At 69.8% G+C, this 17,001-nt stretch carries 14 protein-coding genes; 7 read left to right on the forward strand and 7 right to left on the reverse strand.

What is annotated here, in order from left to right:
* Positions 1 to 39: 39 nt before the first annotated feature.
* Together rodA and QY917_RS11305 are read right to left on the reverse strand one after the other, a co-directional pair.
* The gene (rodA, locus tag QY917_RS11300; protein WP_011806742.1) at positions 40 to 1,212 is read right to left on the reverse strand and encodes a rod shape-determining protein RodA; all 1,173 of its coding nucleotides are present in this window, start codon (positions 1,210 to 1,212) and stop codon (positions 40 to 42) included.
* A gap of 57 nt (positions 1,213 to 1,269) precedes the next feature.
* Entirely contained in the window at positions 1,270 to 3,693 is a 2,424-nt protein-coding gene (locus tag QY917_RS11305; RefSeq protein ID WP_123676140.1) for a serine/threonine protein kinase, read from the reverse strand.
* Between the two features lie 91 nt (positions 3,694 to 3,784).
* Here QY917_RS11305 and QY917_RS11310 point away from each other — a divergent pair, with 91 nt between their 5' ends.
* Entirely contained in the window at positions 3,785 to 4,372 is a 588-nt protein-coding gene (locus tag QY917_RS11310) for a YqiA/YcfP family alpha/beta fold hydrolase (RefSeq protein ID WP_123676139.1), read from the forward strand.
* Here QY917_RS11310 and QY917_RS11315 read toward each other — a convergent pair whose 3' ends face one another.
* From QY917_RS11315 to QY917_RS11330, 4 genes are all read right to left on the reverse strand, one after another.
* Positions 4,373 to 5,926: a Wzy polymerase domain-containing protein gene (locus QY917_RS11315; RefSeq protein WP_123676138.1), complete on the reverse strand. Its 1,554-nt coding sequence runs from the start codon at positions 5,924 to 5,926 to the stop codon at positions 4,373 to 4,375. It abuts the gene before it with no gap.
* 146 nt (positions 5,927 to 6,072) lie between these two features.
* Positions 6,073 to 6,501, reverse strand: a complete 429-nt coding sequence (locus tag QY917_RS11320; RefSeq protein WP_162844553.1) for a cytochrome c family protein — start codon at positions 6,499 to 6,501, stop codon at positions 6,073 to 6,075.
* Between the two features lie 38 nt (positions 6,502 to 6,539).
* Positions 6,540 to 7,124 carry a ferritin-like domain-containing protein gene (locus QY917_RS11325; RefSeq protein ID WP_123676268.1) on the reverse strand — a complete coding sequence of 195 codons (585 nt, stop codon included), beginning with the start codon at positions 7,122 to 7,124 and terminating at the stop codon, positions 6,540 to 6,542.
* A gap of 108 nt (positions 7,125 to 7,232) precedes the next feature.
* Positions 7,233 to 7,964, reverse strand: coding sequence for an RNA polymerase sigma factor (locus QY917_RS11330; protein WP_123676137.1), 732 nt, complete (start codon positions 7,962 to 7,964; stop codon positions 7,233 to 7,235).
* Positions 7,965 to 8,092: 128 nt separating this feature from the next.
* On the opposite strand from QY917_RS11330, the gene QY917_RS11335 reads away from it, so the two are divergent.
* The 5 genes from QY917_RS11335 (at position 8,093) to ruvC (ending at position 13,417) form a co-directional block, all read left to right on the forward strand.
* Positions 8,093 to 10,264 carry a ribonuclease catalytic domain-containing protein gene (locus QY917_RS11335; RefSeq protein ID WP_123676136.1) on the forward strand — a complete coding sequence of 724 codons (2,172 nt, stop codon included), beginning with the start codon at positions 8,093 to 8,095 and terminating at the stop codon, positions 10,262 to 10,264.
* Between the two features lie 78 nt (positions 10,265 to 10,342).
* Positions 10,343 to 11,203, forward strand: a complete 861-nt coding sequence (locus tag QY917_RS11340; RefSeq protein ID WP_015914250.1) for an energy transducer TonB — start codon at positions 10,343 to 10,345, stop codon at positions 11,201 to 11,203.
* On the forward strand, positions 11,203 to 12,051 hold the full coding sequence (gene aroE, locus QY917_RS11345; RefSeq protein ID WP_123676135.1) for a shikimate dehydrogenase: 849 nt from the start codon (positions 11,203 to 11,205) through the stop codon (positions 12,049 to 12,051). The genes QY917_RS11340 and aroE overlap by 1 nt, the downstream gene beginning before the upstream one ends.
* Positions 12,052 to 12,054: 3 nt before the next feature.
* Entirely contained in the window at positions 12,055 to 12,777 is a 723-nt protein-coding gene (gene mtgA, locus QY917_RS11350) for a monofunctional biosynthetic peptidoglycan transglycosylase (protein ID WP_123676134.1), read from the forward strand.
* 79 nt (positions 12,778 to 12,856) lie between these two features.
* Positions 12,857 to 13,417: a crossover junction endodeoxyribonuclease RuvC gene (ruvC, locus tag QY917_RS11355; RefSeq protein WP_015914253.1), complete on the forward strand. Its 561-nt coding sequence runs from the start codon at positions 12,857 to 12,859 to the stop codon at positions 13,415 to 13,417.
* Positions 13,418 to 13,453: 36 nt separating this feature from the next.
* Here the strand turns inward: ruvC and QY917_RS11360 are convergent, their stop codons facing one another.
* Positions 13,454 to 15,106, reverse strand: a complete 1,653-nt coding sequence (locus QY917_RS11360; RefSeq protein WP_123676133.1) for a methyl-accepting chemotaxis protein — start codon at positions 15,104 to 15,106, stop codon at positions 13,454 to 13,456.
* A gap of 254 nt (positions 15,107 to 15,360) precedes the next feature.
* On the opposite strand from QY917_RS11360, the gene QY917_RS11365 reads away from it, so the two are divergent.
* Positions 15,361 to 16,986, forward strand: coding sequence for a methyl-accepting chemotaxis protein (locus QY917_RS11365; protein ID WP_123676132.1), 1,626 nt, complete (start codon positions 15,361 to 15,363; stop codon positions 16,984 to 16,986).
* Positions 16,987 to 17,001 lie beyond the last annotated feature (15 nt).

A 17,001-nucleotide genomic window follows, 5' to 3' on the forward strand; every position in this document is an offset into this window, starting at 1 on the left:
CTAGACCCTGCGTGCACGCAGGTTCCCTCCGCAGCCTCGCTACCGCGCCCGCGGCGGCCCCTGCTCGGGCTGGTGCTGTGCGCGTGCCACCGACATCAGCACCCCCAGCGCAAGCCCCAGCGTGACCATGGCCGTGCCGCCGTAGCTGACGAACGGCAGCGGCACCCCCACCACGGGCAGGATGCCGCTGACCATGCCCATGTTCACGAAGGCATAGGTGAAGAAGATCATCGCCACGGCACTCGCCATGAGGCGCCCGAACAGCGTATTGGCGTTGGCCGCAATCGCTAGCCCGCGCCAGACCAGCAGCACAAAGCAGACGATCAGGGTGAGGTTGCCCACCAGGCCGAACTCCTCGGAGAACGCGGCGAAGATGAAGTCGGTCGTGCGCTCGGGGATGAACTCCAGGTGCGTCTGCGTGCCGGCCATGAACCCCTTGCCCCACACGCCGCCCGAGCCGATGGCGATCATGCCCTGGATGATGTGAAAGCCCTTGCCCAGCGGATCGCGCGTGGGGTCCAGTAACGTGCAGATGCGCTGTTGCTGATAGTCGTGCAGCACCGGCCAGCGCACGCCCTCGGCGCACAGTTGCGGCTCGAACCAGACGATGAGCGCAATGCCCACCGCGCCCAGCAGCACCGGCGGCACCACCAGCTTCCAAGGCAGGCCCGCAAAGAAAATCACCGACAGCCCCGCGGCCATCACCAGCAGCGAGGTGCCCAGGTCAGGCTGTTTCATGATCAGGCCCACGGGCACCATGAGCAGCGCCCCCGCCACCACGAAGTCCAGCGCACGCAGCTGGCCCTCGCGCTTCTGGAACCACCAGGCCAGCATCAGCGGGGTGGCGATCTTCAGCAGCTCGCTGGGCTGGATCACCACACCCACGTTGATCCAGCGCTGCGCCCCCTTCTTGGTGATGCCGAACAGCGCCACGCCCACCAGCAGCGCCACGCCCAGCGTGTACAACGGCACGGCCAGCATCATCAGCCGCTGCGGCGGCACCTGGGCCACCACGAACAGGATGCCCGCGGCCAGCAGCATGTTGCGGCCATGGTCGTAAAAGCGCGTGCCATGATCGAAACCCGACGAATACATGGCCACCAGGCCGATGGAAGACAGCGCCAGCAGCAGCGCGATGAGCGGCCAGTCAAAGCCGCGCAGCAGCGGCAGGAGGCGTTGCGGCAGGGAAGGTTTGTCGAAAGCGGCGGCCATGGGGCGCGATTATCGGGCGCCAGACCAAGCCCCCTTGCGTGATTCCAGGACTAGGCATCAGTCGGCCTGGCGAAACGCCAGCACCAACTGGTTGCGCAGCGTGCGCAGCTGCCCCTGCACCTTGTCGTCCACCACCAGGCCGCCAGGGCGCTCATGATCGGCATAGATCAGCGCAAAGGGACGCTGCTTGATCGACAGCGGCAGCAGCAGAAAGCTGGTGGCATCGAAGCTGCCGAGGAACCATGCCGGCAGACGCGCTCGCACACGCTCCTCGGTGGCGTCGGCAATCAGGGTATCGGCGCCCCGCTGGCACACGGCGGCAAACAGGTCATCCGCGCCCTTCAGGGGCACGGCCAGGGCGCGCACGGCGTCTGCGCTGCCTTCGCCCAGTCCGAAACGCCCGGTCATGCGCTCGGTCTTGACCTCGCGCAGGCAGAACACGATGCGCCGCGCGCCCAGGGCACGCAGCATGGTTTCCAGCACCATGCGCACGATGTCATTGAGGCGGAAGTCCTCCACCATGGCGTTGCTGACCTCCTGGATGCCAGCGGCCAGCACCTCGGCCGCCTGGCTGGCGGAAGGCGCCGCATCAGTGGACTGCGCCAGCGTCAGGGGCAGGGTCTGCAGGGCGTCGTAATGCAGCTCATGGCCCGTGGCCGGGTCGGCCAATACCGGCGGCGCATCCAGGGCGGTGGGCGGAGCCAGCAGGCGCGCCGCGGGCGAGCCCTTGTCCACGCGCAAGTCCAGGGCGTCGGCCATGGCGATGAGCTGCTCGCGTGCCAGCACCGTGGCCTTGACGAACTCCTGCTGCGTCATCGAGAAAGCGACCGCATAGTGCGCCGCCAGCTGCTGCAGGCGGGCGCCCGCGGGTTCCGGCTCATGCAGCAGCATGATGGTGGCCGCCTCGTTCGCGGCACGTCCCACCCAGCGCAACCGCTCCACGCCCTCGGGCGGGCGCTGCGGCGGCCGCCCCTGCGGTGGCCGTATGCAGCGCTGCAGGGAATCGGGCAGGCTCCACACACGCGCCACGCCGACACCCAGATCTTCCAGGCTCAGTCCCAGCACCTGCAAAGCCGCGGCCTCATCGCCCCCCGACGGCCGGTCAGAGGCCACCAGCGCGCGGATCTGGGCCGCCTCCTCCGGGAAATAAAACGAGCACAGCATGCGCCCCAGGCCCTGGAACATCGCGCCGAGAAAGGCTTCCTCACGCTGGTCGCTCGGCCCACACAACTGCGCCGCCACGGCGCCGGCCATCATGGTGCGCAAGAATTCCTCGCGCATCTGCTTGGCATGCCCCCGGTCCTGCATGTGCTCCAGCAGCACCAGCGACAGCGCCATGTTGCGCACTGCATTGAAGCCCACCAGACTCACCGCACGCGAGACCGTGCCGATGCCGCCCCCCAGGTGGGAAAAGGGGGCGCTGTTGACCAATCGCAGCAGCTTGTTGGTGAGGGCAACGCTCTTGAGGATCTCGTTGGTCAGATCGGCAATGCTGTCGTCCTCCGAGTGGGTCATGCGCTGGATGCGCGCCACCGAATCGGACAGCGCCGGAAAGTCACTCTTGTGGCGCATGCGCCGCAGCAGGAAGTCCAGCGCGGCATTGCTTGCCGCGGTAGGGGCGCTCACCGGCGCCGCCCAGGCACGCAAGGCATCGCACATCTCCTGCGCGCTGGCGTAGCGCTCGGCAGGGTCGCGCGCCAGGGCCCGGCGCAGGATGGAGCGCAGGCCATCGTCCACACCCGCCCCCAGATCGTCGGGCAGCTGCGGCGCGTGCCGGGCGACATGCGCGAGCGCCTGCGCCGGATCGCGCTCAGTAATCAAACGCCTGCCGGTGAGCAGTTCCACGAGCACCAGCGCAGCAGCGTAGATGTCCGATGCGGGCGCGGGCGCCGCGCCCGCCACCGCTTCTGGCGCCATGTAGGCCGGCGTGCCGCGCGCAATGGGGCCGCCCGCAGGGCTGGCCATGGCCGCGGCGATACCGAAATCCATGATCCGCGCATGGCGCTGGGCATCCACCATCACGTTCGACGGCTTCAGGTCGCAGTGCACGATGCCGGCCTCATGCGCCGCCTGCAGTCCTTCGAGCACGTCCACCATCAGCTCCACCGCGTCGTGCACCGCACAGCGGCCCTGATGCGCCAGATGCTCGGCCAGCGTGCAGCCCGGCACATATTCGAACACCAGGTAGGGCTGGCCTTCGTGCACGTCGGCCTCGAACACCGGCACGATGCGCGGGTGCGACAGCCGGCCCACATGGCGCGCCTCGCGCAGCCACTGCTCTTGCGCCTGCGCGTCGCCGCCGTCGGCCAGCCACTTGACCGCGACCTCGCGGTGCAGGCGCGTGTCCCGCGCCAGCCACACGGTCGCCTGCGCGCCCCGGCCCAGCACGTGCTGCAACTCGAATCGCCCCAGGCGCTGGCGAGCGGGCATGGCGCCCGCTGCAGCGCCCAGGGTGGCCGGACGGGAAACGGAATCGGGCATGGCGTAAGCTGGCTACAAGATCCACGCATCATCCACCAAAAACCGTTGCCGGACCGGCACTTGCCTTTCGACAGCGCCGACGCTGACAGCCATGCCCACCACCCACCTGCTGTACCTGCACGGCTTTCGCTCCTCGCCCCAGTCCACCAAGGCCCGCCAGGTGGCCGCGCACGTGGCCCAGCACCACCCGGGCGTAACGTTCTGGTGCCCACAGCTGCCCCCTTCGCCGCGCGCGGCGATGGCGCTGGTCGCAGGCGGCATCGCCACCTGGCCACAGGGACCGGGCATGGCGGTGGTCGGCTCGTCGCTCGGCGGCTACTACGCCAGCTGGGTGGCGCAACAGGCGCGCTGTACCAGCGTGCTGCTCAACCCCGCCGTCCACCCCGCGCGCGACCTGGAACGCTACATCGGCGAGCAGACCGCGTGGCACAACCCCGAAGAGCGGTTCTTCTTCCGCCCCGAGTACATCGCCGAGCTGCAGGCGCTGGACGTGCGCCACCTGCCGCCCGCGGGGCCGGAGCTGCTGATCGCCGCGCAGGGTGACGAACTGCTGGACTGGCGCGAGATGGTCGCGCGCTACCCGCAAGCCACCCAGCGCGTACTGCCCGGCGGCGACCACGCGCTGAGCGACTTCGCCCGGCACCTGCCCGAGGTGCTGGCGTTCTGCGACCTGGCCTGATCAGCGCTCCAGCGGCGGGCCACCGGAAGGCTGACCGCGCTGCCAGCGCCCGAAGTCGTACGGATAGGCGCGGCGGTAGCGGTCGGTGTGCAGCGCCACCTCGTCCTCGCGGCCCAGCAGCCGCGCGCTGGCGATGAGCTTCTCGATCACGCGCGGCTCGGGCGAGTAGTGCAGCAGTTGCAACGCCAGGGCATGCATCTCGGCCGCATTGGCAGGCGTGACCACCGCAGTGGTGAGCTGCGCGAACTGCGCTGGCGCGCGGAAGAACCACACCTGCCGCGCCGCGTCGGCAGCCGTCAGCGCGCGCAGCGCCGCGGGCCGCTCTGCCGTGGGACGGTACAGCGCGCTCACGCGCGCGTAGTCGCGCACCAGCACGAACCCCATGGCCGGTGCCGCCAGCAGTGCCACGCCCGCCACCACCGCACCCACGGGGCGCCAGCGCGCCGCACGCGACAGCCAGGGCGCCAGCAGCACCAGCACGGCCAGCGCGGTGGCCAGTTGGAACGGCCCGTACCACAGCGGGAACTCCAGCAGGCTGTGCACGCCCACAAGGGCCAGCACGCCCCAGGCCAGTTGGCGGTGGGGCTGCGCCTCGCGCCAGGGGCGCGCGCGCAGCGCGGCCCACAGCGGCACGCCGCACAGCAGCAGCGCAGCCGGCAGGCCCAGTTCCACCGCCAGATGCAGCGGCAGGTTGTGGGCGTTGTCCAGCAGCACGCAAAAACGCTCTCCCGCAAACGGGTGGATGTAGTGCGCGTAGTCCAGCTCGCCCCAGCCCCAGCCGGCCCAGGGCCGCTGGGCGATCAGCTCCAGCACGTTGGACCACAGCGTAGCGCGGCCGACGCAGGTCTGGGAGCCATCGGCCATCCGCATGAACAGGCCGTCCATGCGCATGCCCGTCCACCGCAGCAGCAGTTGCGGCAAGCCCCACGCGGCCACCGCATAGACCGCCAGCCCCACGCCGGCCATGCCGAGCGCCAGTGCGCCGCTGCTGCGCCGCCACACGGCGAGCAGCGCCAACACCACCAGCCACTCCAGCGCCCCCGTGCGCGAGGCCGTGGCCGCGCCCGCAGTGGCCAGCAGCACCATGGCCCAGGGCACCGCGACCGCCGCCAGCACCGGCCAGCGCGCGCCGCGCCCTGCCAGCACCGGGTTGCCGTCCACCTGCTCCTGCAGGCGCGCCACCCACCACAGCAGCGCCCACACGCCCAGCGCCAGCAACGTGGCCTGCTGGTTGCGCTGGCGCAAGTTGCCGAAGGCCAGGCCCGGGCTGGAGGCATGCACCCACGGCGCCCACCCCGGGTCGCCCATGAAGAACTGCACCAGGCCGATGGCCGCGGCCACCAGCGCCGCCAGCAGCAGACCCGCCGCCAGATGGGCGCCCAGGCGCGCGGCACTTGGACGCCAGGCGCCGCACCAGGCCAGCGCCGCCAGCAGCCAGGCGCAGGCGCCGCTGGCCAGCAGCGGCCAAAAGTTGGAATACGGAGCCTCGGTAATGCCAAAGACGAAGGGCAGCGCCATCGCCAAAATCGCCAGCGGCGTGAAATCAGGACGCATAGCGGGGTGGTGGTGCAAAGGCGATCGTGGACGTCATGGTGGCGCCCATCATAGGCGCCGCCATGGCACCAGCCGCACTTCAAGCCAAAAATGCCTCCAGCGCTTTTGTAGTAAGCGCTGGCAGCTATCAAAAACAGAGCAATGGGTTACCTGGGCGTGCAGGCGCTCCCCGGCTGCGTGGCCTGGCGCAGCCAGGCGATGAGCGCCGCACGCTCGCCATCGTCCTTCACGCCTGCGTAGCCCATGGACGTGCCGGGCACGGTGGCTGGCGGATCCTTCAGGAAGCGCTGCAGCGTGCGCTCGTCCCAGACGATGCCGCTGGCCTTCATGGCCGGGGAGTAGCCGTCGAACCCCGGCGCCGTGCCCGCGCGGCGGCCGAACAGGCCGCAGTGCTGCGGTCCCGTGCGGTGGCCCTCGATGGCGTGGCACCCCGCGCAGCGCGCGTAGATCTGCTGGCCGCGTGCCAGCTGGGCTGCGTCAGGCGCCATGGGCTGGGGCGCGGCCGGCGCTGGCGTTGCCGGTGCGGGCCCGGCGACCGCCATGCCCGCAGCACCAAGCGCCAATCCGCCCACCAATGCCCAGGCCCGCCTACGCCCACCTGCCTGGACTCGGGTCATGACAGGAACGCCGAGGGCACCGGCGCCTCACCCAGGGCCTGGCGCAGCACGGCCCAGTGCATGGCCTCGTCGCCCAGGATGCTGGCGGCCACCTGCGCCAGGGCACGGTCGGCAAACAGCGGCACCGCACCCAGGTAGGCCGACACGGCGCCGCGCTCCAGTCCGGCGGCAAAGCGCAGCACGTCGGCTTCGGCCTTGAGCTTGTCGGTCGGGAAGCCGTACTGCGCCTTGGCCTGCACGGGCTTGCCGCCCATCTTCTGCACGGCGCCGGCGATCGCGTCGGCATGCTCCCTGTGGTGGCCCTGGAATTGCTGCGCCAGCGGCAGCACGCCGGAGGTGAGCAGACCGCTCTCGGCGCCCACCTGGTAGGCGGCCACGGCCTCGTACTCCGCCGCCAGTGCGGTGTTGAGGATGCGCACGTCGGCCTCGTGCTGTCGCGCATCGGTCTTGGCGCCAGCGGCCAGCGCGTCGCGCCCGCCCAGCAGGGCCACGGCCGAGGCCGAGAGCACGGCCGCGCCCACCGTGCGGCGGCGCGCGAGCAGCGCGGAAGAAGGCGTCAAGAGGAAGGAAGAGTGGTTCATGGTCATCTCCTTGAAGAAAGGGACAAGTGCCGCGCCGGCGGCGCGGGAAATCGGCGCGGCGCGCAGCGGCGCACGGGCCATAGGCGTGGGCGGGGTGGCGCCGGCCCGTCAGGCCAGCAGCCCGCGCCGCGCCAGTGCGTCCAGCACCTGCTGCACGACCTGGTCGCAGCGCGCGCCCGCAAACGGAAAGACGCTGTCGGCGCAGGCTTCCACCCGCGCGCCCAGCGCGTCGCGCAACATGGCGCGCGAACGCAGGTAGCGGGTGCGCACCAGCTCTTCGCTGATGTCCAGACAGAAGGCCGCCTCCTGCACGCTCATCTCCTGCACGGCACGCAGGAGGAACACGCTGCGGTACAGCGGCGGCAGGCTGTGCACGGCCGACTCCAGCAGGGCGCGCAACTGGGCACGCGCAAGTGCCTGGTCGGGCGCGTCGTCGGGCGGGGCGAAATAGGACATGGCATCCTCCGGCTGCGGCTCCTGGTCGCTGGCCTGCGCGGGGTCGATCGCCACGCTGCGCGCACGCCGGCGCAAGACGTCCAAGGCCGTGCGCAGGCAGATGCGCGCCAGCCAGGTGCCCAGCGCGGCATCGCCGCGGAAGGCCCGCAGCCGCGTGAAGGCGCGCAAATAGGCCTCCTGCACCACGTCCTGCGCCTCGGCGTCGTCATGCACCACGCCGCGCGCGGCGCGAAACATCAGCCGGTTGTGGCGCCGCATGATGGCGGCGAAGGCTCCCGCCTCGCCGGCGAGGGCGCGCGTCACCAAGGCCGCGTCCGCCGCACGGTCGGCGATGGGAATGGCAGTGACAACCGCCGCCTGCGGTAAGTCCTCGGATGGGTGCATGGCTCGCCTCGCTTTCGTTGAGACCCTTTGCCCATTGGACGCACGCCGAAGGCCTGGCGTGACAAACACCCGCAATCACCTGCCACGAACAGGGGCGCTGCCCGCCGCCATGGGAAAATCGCGCCCCTATGCATGCACTGTTCGACGAAGCCGGCAAGTTCCTGGCCGGCCGCATCCTCTCCGAAGCCGAAAGCTCGGCACAGATTGAGCTCGACTCGGGTAAACGCGTCAAGGTCAAGGCCGCCAACATCCTGTTGAAGTTCGACAAGCCCGCCCCGGCCGAGCTGCTGGCGCAGGCGCGCGAGATCGCCGCCGGCGTGGAGCTTCCGCTGGCCTGGGAGTTCGCGCCCGAGGAGGAGTTCGGCTTCGCCGAGTTGGCGCGCGACTATTTTTCTGCCCAGGCGCCAGTGACCGAGCAAGCCGGCATGCTGGTGGCGCTGTTCGAGGCGCCGCACTACTTCCGCCGCGCGGGCAAAGGGCGTTTTCGCAAGGCGTCGGCCGAGGTGCTGCAGCAGGCCCTCGCCGCCATCGAGAAGAAGAAGCAGATCCAGGCGCAGATCGACGCCTGGGCCGCCGAACTCGTCGCCGGCACCTGCCCGCAGCCCGTGCGCGAGCAGCTCTACAAAATTCTGTTCCGCCCCGACAAGAACGCGCCCGAGTACAAGGCCGTGGTCGAGGCCAGCCGCAGCGCGCAGAAGGCTCCGCTGGACCTGTTGCAGGCCGCGGGTGCGATCGACTCCAGCTACCAGTTCCACTGGAAGCGCTTTTTGTTCGACAACTTCCCCAAGGGCACGGGCTTTCCCCAGCTGGCGGCACCCCAGCCGCCGGCCGACCTGCCGCTGGCGGATGTACAGGCCTATTCCATCGACGATTCGGCCACCACCGAGATCGACGACGCCCTGTCGGTGCAGGGCCTGGGCACCGGCACCGTGACGCTGGGCATCCACATTGCAGCGCCGGGCCTGGCGATCCAACCCGGGGGCGACCTGGACAAGCTGGGGCGCACGCGCCTGTCCACCGTCTACATGCCGGGCTACAAGATCACCATGCTGCCCGACGAGGTGGTGCAGATCTACACGCTGGACGAGGGCCGCGCCAACCCGGCCGTGTCGCTGTATGTGACGATCGACGAGGCCACGCTGGCCATCACCGCCACCGAGACGCGCCTGGAGCGCGTGCCCGTGACGGTGAACCTGCGCCACGACCAGCTCGACCACATCGTCACCGAGGAATGGCTGCAGGATGCGTCGATTCAGACCGAAAACACGCCTCAGGCCTTGCTGGATCTGCGTGAGCAGCTCTCCTTTTTGCACCGACTGGCCAAGCAGCTCAAGGCCCAGCGCGAAGTCGTGCGCGGCAAGCCCGAAACCTTCAACCGCCCCGACTACACCTTCCGGCTGAGCGCCGCCCGGCCGCCCGAAGGCGCGAACGCCCCCGCGGGGGGCAGCGCAGCCAGCGAAGCGGCAAGCGTGGGGGCCCACAAGCCCCGCAACGACGGCGCCGAGCCCAACGGCAGCGAAACGGTGAACATCACCACCCGCAAGCGCGGCGCGCCGCTGGACCTGATCGTGGCCGAGGCCGCCATCGTCGCCAACAGCACCTGGGGCAACATGCTGGCCGAGCACGGCGTGCCGGGCATCTACCGCAGCCAGGCGAGCCTGGCGCCCGGTGTGAAGGTGCGCATGTCCACCAAGGCGCTGCCGCACGCCGGCATCGGCGTGAAGAGCTACGCCTGGGCCACCTCGCCGCTGCGCCGCTACGTGGACCTGGTGAACCAGTGGCAGATCATTGCCTGCGCGCGCCACGGCAAGACCGCTGCACTGGCCGCACCGTTCAAGCCCAAGGACGCGGAGCTGTTCTCCATCATCAGCAGCTTCGATGCCGCCTACAGCGCCTACAACGGCTACCAGGCCGGCATGGAGCGCTTCTGGACGCTCAAGTACCTGCAGCAGAACCAGATCACCGAGCTGGACGCCACCGTGTTCAAGGAAGGGCCGAACGGCAGCTTCCTGGTGCGCGCCGACACCCTGCCACTGGTGCTGCCCGTGCTGGGCGCGCAGCAGCTGCCGCGCGGCGCGCGCGTGCGCGTCAAGCTCGGCGAGATCGACGAGATCACGCTGGACGTGGCGGGCACCCTGGTGGCGCGCCTGGACGACCCGCTGGATGCCAGCGACGACGGCCCGGTGGACGAGGACGAGGGCGACGAGGAGGCCGTGGCCGGCCCGATCGCCATCGCGGTCGATGTCAACGAGGCCGAGGGCGAGGGCGCCGGCGGCACCGCTGATAATCGGGCGCCGTGACAACCGCTCCCTTGCTCCACCGCCATGCAGCGCGCCGCCCCACAGGGCGCCGCGGCCTGCAGTGATGGCGGCCCGACGATGAAAATCTCCACCCTGCTTCAACGCCTGACGACGCTGCAGATCGCGCTGGGCGTCTCCATCGCCGTGCATGCCGCACTGCTCACGGTGCGCTTCGTGGACCCCGAGAGCTTCAACCGCGTGTTCCAGGACACGCCGCTGGAGGTGATCCTGGTCAACGCGCAGTCCAACGAGCGCCCCGACAAGGCGCAGGCCATCGCGCAGGCGTCGCTGGCCGGTGGCGGCGAGGCCGCCAAGGGACGCGCCACCAGCCCCCTGCCCTACTCGGCCCTCACCACGATCGGCGACGACCTGGAAGAAGCCCAGCGCAAGATGGACCAAATGCTGGAGCAGCAGACCCAGATGCTGGCCCAGCTGCGCAAGCAGCTCGCCGTGCTGCCCGAGCCCGACCCGCGCAAGCCCAGCCAGAGCACCGACAGCCAGGCCCAGGACGAAAAGCGCCGCCAGCTGGTGAAGCTGCTGGCCGAGATCGAAAAGCGCATCAACGAGGAAAACGCCCGCCCGCGCAAGCGCTACATCAGCCCCGCCACGCGCGAGGAGGTGTACGCCGTGTACTACGACGCGCTGCGCCGCAAGGTCGAGGACAAGGGCACGCAGAACTTCCCCGAGCAGGGCGGCAAGAAGCTCTACGGCGAGCTGATCATGATCCTGACCGTGAACCATGACGGCCGCGTGCTGGCCACCGAGGTGGTGCAGGGCTCGGGCAACCGCCTGCTGGACCGCCGCGCCGAGGCCATCGCCCGCGCGGCGGGGCCCTTTGGCCACTTCGGCCCGGCAATGCGCGCCAAGGCCGATCAGATCGCCGTGGTCTCGCGCTTCAAGTTCACGCGCGACCAGACCCTGGAAACCGACCTGCGCTGATGACCGCCGCCGCCGACCTCTACTGCGTGATGGGCAATCCCATCGCCCATAGCCGCTCGCCTTGGATCCACGCGCGCTTTGCCCAACTGACGGACCAGTCGCTGCACTACGAGCGCCGCCTGGTTCCGCTGGACGGCTTCGCCCAGGCGCTGCAGAGCTTCGCCGCCGAAGGCGGGCGCGGCTGCAACATCACCGTGCCGTTCAAGCTGGAGGCCGCGCAGCTGGCCACCACGCGCAGCGAGCGCGTGCAGTTGGCCGGCGCGGCCAATACCCTCGTGTTCGACGGCGGCAACATCCATGCCGACAACACCGACGGCCTGGGCCTGGTGGCCGACATCACGCAAGGCGCTGGCGCTCCACTCGCCGGGCGCGACGTGTTGCTGGTGGGCGCGGGCGGCGCGGCCGCCGGCGTGCTGGGCCCGCTGCTGCGGCAGCACCCCCGGCGCATCGCCGTCGTGAACCGCACGCCCGCGCGCGCCCAGGCACTGGTGGACAGCCACGCCGCACTCGCAGCGCTACAAAAAACAGAGCTACTGGCGCTGAATATGCAAGCGCCAGGGGCCGATTTCGACATAATCATCAACGCCACGGCCAGCAGCCTGGAAGGCGGCGCGGTGCCCGTGCCCGCCAGCGTGCTGCGCCCCGGCAGCCTGGCCTACGACATGATGTACGGCCCCGCGGCGCAGCCCTTTCTGGACTGGGCCACGGCCCACGGCGCCACCGTGCGCGACGGGCTGGGCATGCTGGTGGAGCAGGCAGCCGAGGCGTTCCTGCTCTGGCGCGGCGTGCGCCCGCCGTCGGCCCCGGTGCTGCAGGAGCTGCGCGCGGCCATCGCCGCGGGGGCCTGAGGCATGCGGGGCGCACTGCGCTGGTGCATGCTGGTGCTGCTGGCACTGCTGGCGCTGCAGCTGTTCTTCGTGGCGCGCATCGCGGCCATGGCGGTGATCGACCCGGAATCCACCACCTTCCAGCGGTCCGAGGCCTGGGCGCAATGGTCCCAAGGCAGCGGCGTGCGCTGGCGCCAGCAGTGGGTGCCGTACGCACAGATATCCGACCACCTCAAGCGCGCGGTGGTCGCATCGGAGGACGATAACTTCGTCAACCACGACGGCGTGGACTGGGATGCCATCGAAAAGGCCTGGGAGCGCAATGCGCGCATCGAGGCGCAGCTGGCCGCCCGGCCGTCGGCCACGGGGCGCGCGCCCAAGATCCGCGGCGGCTCCACCATCACCCAGCAACTGGCCAAGAACCTGCTGCTGTCGGGCGAGCGCAACCTGGTGCGCAAGGGGCAGGAATTCGTGCTCACTCTGGCGCTGGAGCAGCTCCTGCCCAAGCAGCGCATCCTGGAGATCTACCTGAACAACGTGGAATGGGGGGCAGGCGTGTTCGGCGCCGAGGCCGCCGCGCAGCGCTACTTCGGCAAGAGCGCACGCCAGCTCACCGCGCCCGAGGCCGCGCGCCTGGCCGTGATGCTGCCGGCGCCCAAACGCTTCGAGAAGGCGCCCGGCTCGGCCTACCTGGCCGGGCGCACGCGCGCGCTGCTGGCGCGCATGGGGCGCAGCGAGTTGCCCTGAACCACGTGTCATTTATACAAGCAGTATCGGCCTCCAAGCCAATATCAGCAAGCGCAAACAGCTATAAATTTAATAGTCCATGAGAATCCTTGGCATCGACCCCGGACTGCAGACCACGGGCTTCGGCGTGGTGGACGTGGACGGCCATCGCCTGCGCTACGTGGCCAGCGGCACCATCCGCACCACGGGGCGCGCCACGGGCCTCGCGCTGGGGGATCTGCCGGGCCGGCTCAAGGTGCTGTTCGACGGCGTGAGCGAAGTGGCCGCGCGCTACCAGCCCAGCACGGCGGCGGTGGAAATCATCTTCGTCAACGTCAACCCGCAGTCCACGCTGCTGCTGGGCCAGGCGCGCGGCGCGGCGCTCACCGCGCTGGTGAATGCCAATCTGCCCGTGGCCGAATACACCGCGCTGCAGATGAAGAAGGCCGTGGTAGGCCACGGCCGCGCGGCCAAGTCGCAGGTGCAGGAGATGGTGCGCCGTCTGCTGGAGTTGCCCGGCCTGCCGGGCACCGATGCCGCCGACGCCCTGGGCCTGGCCATCACCCACGCGCACGCCGGCGCGGCCATGGCCCGCGTGGGCGAGGTCGCGCAGCTCACGCGGCGCCAGCACGCCATGTACAAGGCCGGGCGCAGTTACTGAACGACTGAACGCGGCCCTTGCCTCTGGGGCCTTTCCCTACGCAGCGAGCGCGGGCAAGCCAACGTCCTTGTCCGCCATTTCCCGAGCGGCGGTTGCGCGCGCCAACGCCACGGCCCCCGGCTGCGGCGCGCCGCCCTGCAGCTTGAAGCGGCTGACCGCCTCGGTCAGTCGGCCCGCCTGGTCGCGCAGCGACTGCGACGCGGCTGCGGACTCTTCCACCAGCGCGGCGTTCTGCTGCGTCATCTGATCCAGGTGGCTGACCGATTGGCCCACCTGGCCAATGCTGCCCGCCTGCTCGGCGGCCGCGCTGGTGATCTCGGCCACGATGTCGGAAACCCGGCGCACGCTGGCCACGATCTCGGTCATGGTCTCGCCCGCCTGCGCCACCAGGCGCGAGCCGCCCTCCACCCGCTCGACGGAGGCGCCGATCAGCGCCTTGATTTCCTTGGCGGCGTCGGCGCTGCGTTGCGCCAGGCTGCGCACCTCGCTGGCCACGACGGCGAAGCCCCGGCCCTGTTCGCCGGCGCGCGCGGCCTCCACGGCGGCATTGAGTGCCAGGATGTTGGTCTGGAACGCGATGGAGTCGATCACGCCCGTGATGTCGCCGATGCGCCGCGAGCTGTCGGAAATCTCGCCCATGGTCTGCACCACCTGCGCAACCACCGCGCCGCCGCGCACCGCCACCTCGGCCGCGTTGGCCGCCAGCCCGCTGGCCTGGCGGGACGATTCGGCACTGTGCTGCACCGTGCCGGTGAGCAACTCCATGGACGAGGCGGTCTGCTGCAGGCTGGCGGCGGTCTGCTCGGTGCGCTGGCTCAGGTCCTGGTTGCCCAGGGCGATCTCGTCACTGGCCGTGGCGATGCTGCCCGCGGCCTGCTGCACCTGGCCCACCAGGGTGCGCAGCGCATCCTGCATGCGGCCCATGGCAGCGACGAGGTTGCCGATCTCGTCACGCTGGCGGGACTGCACCGCATGCGACAGGTCGCCCGCGGCAATGCGCTCGGCCAGCGCGCGCGCCTGCTCCAGCGATTGCGTGATGGAACGCACGCTGAACAACGTCAGCGGCACCAGCACCGCCAACCCCAACAGCACGGCTGCAGCAATCAGCGTGGACATGGTGGCGGTGCGCTGGTCCAGGGCGGCGCGCGCCTCTTCCATGTGGCCGCGCGCCTGCGTGGCCAGGCTGGCCAGCAGGGCATCGGTGGTGTCCATGTGGGCCTTGAAACGCTCGGCATACGCCCCCGCACCCGCGCCATCGAGCAGGGCGCGCTCGATCTGGTCGAAGATCGGCACGAGCCCGCCTTCGTACTGCCCGACCTCGGCCAGCGCTTTGTCCAGTGCGCCGGTGAATTCCACGTTGCCGGCCTGCACCTCGCGCACCTGCGCCATGCTCTTGCGCAGCGCATCCAACTGGCGGCTCCAGCCCTCACGCAGCGCCTGCACCTCCACGGCGTTGTTGAAGTTGATGATGATGTCCTTCTCGGCACGGCGCAGGTGCCCCAAGCCGGTGCGAAGTTCGGCCATGTCGGTGAGCGTTTGCACCTGCCGCGCAAACAGCTCTTGCAGCGTGCTGCGCGAGCGGTCGAGCGCAACGTAGCCCAGAGCGCCCACTGCAGTCAGCAGGACCAGGGAAAAAGTCGTGGCGAAATACAGCCGCGCGCGAATGGAAAGCTGCCCCAGAACCCTCATGGCATTCCTTTGCTGAACATGATGACCGGCGTGTGCAAGTTCCACGCCATGGCAGAGATACCGCCTCGTGGGCGGACCGGAATGCAACTGTATGTTGCAAGCGCTCAATCCCAAGGCAGGGTAATCACGGTCCCGTTGTCTCTGGTGAGATGGGGCTTAGGGAACGCGGCAAGGCATGCCTAGAAAACATATTGTCACAATCTTTGTCCATAGTGCGGTTCGGCCCCAGGGCTTTGCTCACCCCGAACACGCGCATGTCCTTCTCTTCTTCCCCTACCCGCTCTCTTTCCATCGGCCCGCTGGGTCGCCGGCTGGTGGGCCTGTTCATGACGGTGCTGGCGCTGAGTCTGGTCGGCTCGGCCATCGGCGTGTGGTCGCTGCGACACATCGGCCAGTCGACCGACGACATGGTTCAGCACAGCGTGGCCAACGAACGACTGGTGGCCGACGCCTATCGGCTGCAGGCCATCAATGCCGAGCGCTACAAGGCCGTGGCCTTGAGTTCAGAACCCGAGGTGGGGCAAGCCATCGGCGCCGACATTGCCGCTACGCAGCAGCAGTACGACAGGCTGGTAGCCACCCTGGCGCAGCGGCTGGCCGGCACAGCCGATGAGGAACTGCTGTCCCGCGTGAAGGCGCGGGCCGCCGAGTTCCACGAGGCCCAGGCCGCACTGGTGCAAGCACGCGACTTCGGCCTCACGTCACGCATTCAGCAGGTGTATGGCGAGCGCTTCCTGCCCGCGTCCCAGGCATTGCTGGGGTCGCTGGATGCGCTCACGCAGTCGCAGCGCCAGTCCATCGACACGGCCGCCCTGGCCGTGGGCGGCTGGAGCCAGCAGGCGCGCTGGTCGCTGCTGGCATTCGGCAGCCTGTCCCTGGTGCTGGGCACCCTGCTCGCGCTGTGGCTGGTGCGCAGCATCACGCGGCCCATTGCACTGGCCAGCGACACCGCGCAGCGTGTTGCGGGGCTGGACCTGCGCCAGGACATCGTGGGCCACGACCGGGACGAAACCGGGCACATGCTGACGTCTCTGTCGGTCATGCAGTCCGCGCTGCGCAGCCTGGCGGGACAGGTGAGCACCTCCGTGCACAGCCTGCACACGGCTTCGTCCGAGATGGCCAACGGCAACGCCCACCTGTCCACCCGCACCGAGGAGGCCGCAGCCAGCCTGCAGGAAACGGCCGCCGCGCTGGAGCATGTGACACGCGCCGTTCAACAATCGGCCGAGACCGCCGAGCATGCCGAGGCACGCGCCGCACAGGCGGCAGCCACCGCGCACGAAGGCAGCAACGTGGTGACGCGCATGGAGCAGACCATGCAGCAAGTGGCCCACAGCGCGCACCAGATCGGCGACATCACGGGCATGATCGACTCGATCGCGTTCCAGACCAACATCTTGGCGTTGAACGCCGCGGTGGAAGCCGCACGTGCCGGCGAACAGGGCCGCGGTTTCGCGGTGGTGGCCAGCGAAGTGCGCAGCCTGGCGAACCGCTCGGCCGAGGCCGCGCGAGAGATCAAGGCACTGATCCAGGCGTCCGTGCAGCAGGTGGATGCCGGCGCCACCCTGGCCGCTGATGCGGGGCGGACCATGGAGCAGGTGGTAGCGGCCATCCAGGACGCCGCACGCACGATGGCCGACATACGCTCCAGCCACCATGCGCAGCAGCAGGACATCCTCTCCATCCACTCGGCCCTGTCGCGGCTGGACCAGATGACCCAGCAGAACGCGGCCCTGGTGGAAGAGTCCGCGGCCGCCACCGAGAGTTTGCGCGGCCAGGCCCATGAGCTGGCGGCGCAGGTCAGCCGCTTTCGCCTGCCGGGTGAACTGGCGCACGCACTGCCGTCGCCCATGCCCACCCGGCTGCTGGCCGCGGCCTGATACGGTCACTTGGAG

The organism is Diaphorobacter sp. C33 (assembly GCF_030503915.1).
Taxonomy (GTDB): domain Bacteria; phylum Pseudomonadota; class Gammaproteobacteria; order Burkholderiales; family Burkholderiaceae_C; genus Diaphorobacter; species Diaphorobacter nitroreducens.

What these genes read in the sequence shown, in the direction of transcription:
- rodA (WP_011806742.1), bottom strand. Translation starts at nt 1,212, where the DNA reads ATGGCCGCCGCTTTCGACAAACCTTCCCTGCCGCAACGCCTCCTGCCG.
- QY917_RS11305 (WP_123676140.1), bottom strand. Translation starts at nt 3,693, where the DNA reads ATGCCCGATTCCGTTTCCCGTCCGGCCACCCTGGGCGCTGCAGCGGGC.
- QY917_RS11310 (WP_123676139.1), top strand. Translation starts at nt 3,785, where the DNA reads ATGCCCACCACCCACCTGCTGTACCTGCACGGCTTTCGCTCCTCGCCC.
- QY917_RS11315 (WP_123676138.1), bottom strand. Translation starts at nt 5,926, where the DNA reads ATGCGTCCTGATTTCACGCCGCTGGCGATTTTGGCGATGGCGCTGCCC.
- QY917_RS11325 (WP_123676268.1), bottom strand. Translation starts at nt 7,124, where the DNA reads ATGAACCACTCTTCCTTCCTCTTGACGCCTTCTTCCGCGCTGCTCGCG.
- QY917_RS11330 (WP_123676137.1), bottom strand. Translation starts at nt 7,964, where the DNA reads ATGCACCCATCCGAGGACTTACCGCAGGCGGCGGTTGTCACTGCCATT.
- QY917_RS11335 (WP_123676136.1), top strand. Translation starts at nt 8,093, where the DNA reads ATGCATGCACTGTTCGACGAAGCCGGCAAGTTCCTGGCCGGCCGCATC.
- QY917_RS11340 (WP_015914250.1), top strand. Translation starts at nt 10,343, where the DNA reads ATGAAAATCTCCACCCTGCTTCAACGCCTGACGACGCTGCAGATCGCG.
- aroE (WP_123676135.1), top strand. Translation starts at nt 11,203, where the DNA reads ATGACCGCCGCCGCCGACCTCTACTGCGTGATGGGCAATCCCATCGCC.
- mtgA (WP_123676134.1), top strand. Translation starts at nt 12,055, where the DNA reads ATGCGGGGCGCACTGCGCTGGTGCATGCTGGTGCTGCTGGCACTGCTG.
- ruvC (WP_015914253.1), top strand. Translation starts at nt 12,857, where the DNA reads ATGAGAATCCTTGGCATCGACCCCGGACTGCAGACCACGGGCTTCGGC.
- QY917_RS11360 (WP_123676133.1), bottom strand. Translation starts at nt 15,106, where the DNA reads ATGAGGGTTCTGGGGCAGCTTTCCATTCGCGCGCGGCTGTATTTCGCC.
- QY917_RS11365 (WP_123676132.1), top strand. Translation starts at nt 15,361, where the DNA reads ATGTCCTTCTCTTCTTCCCCTACCCGCTCTCTTTCCATCGGCCCGCTG.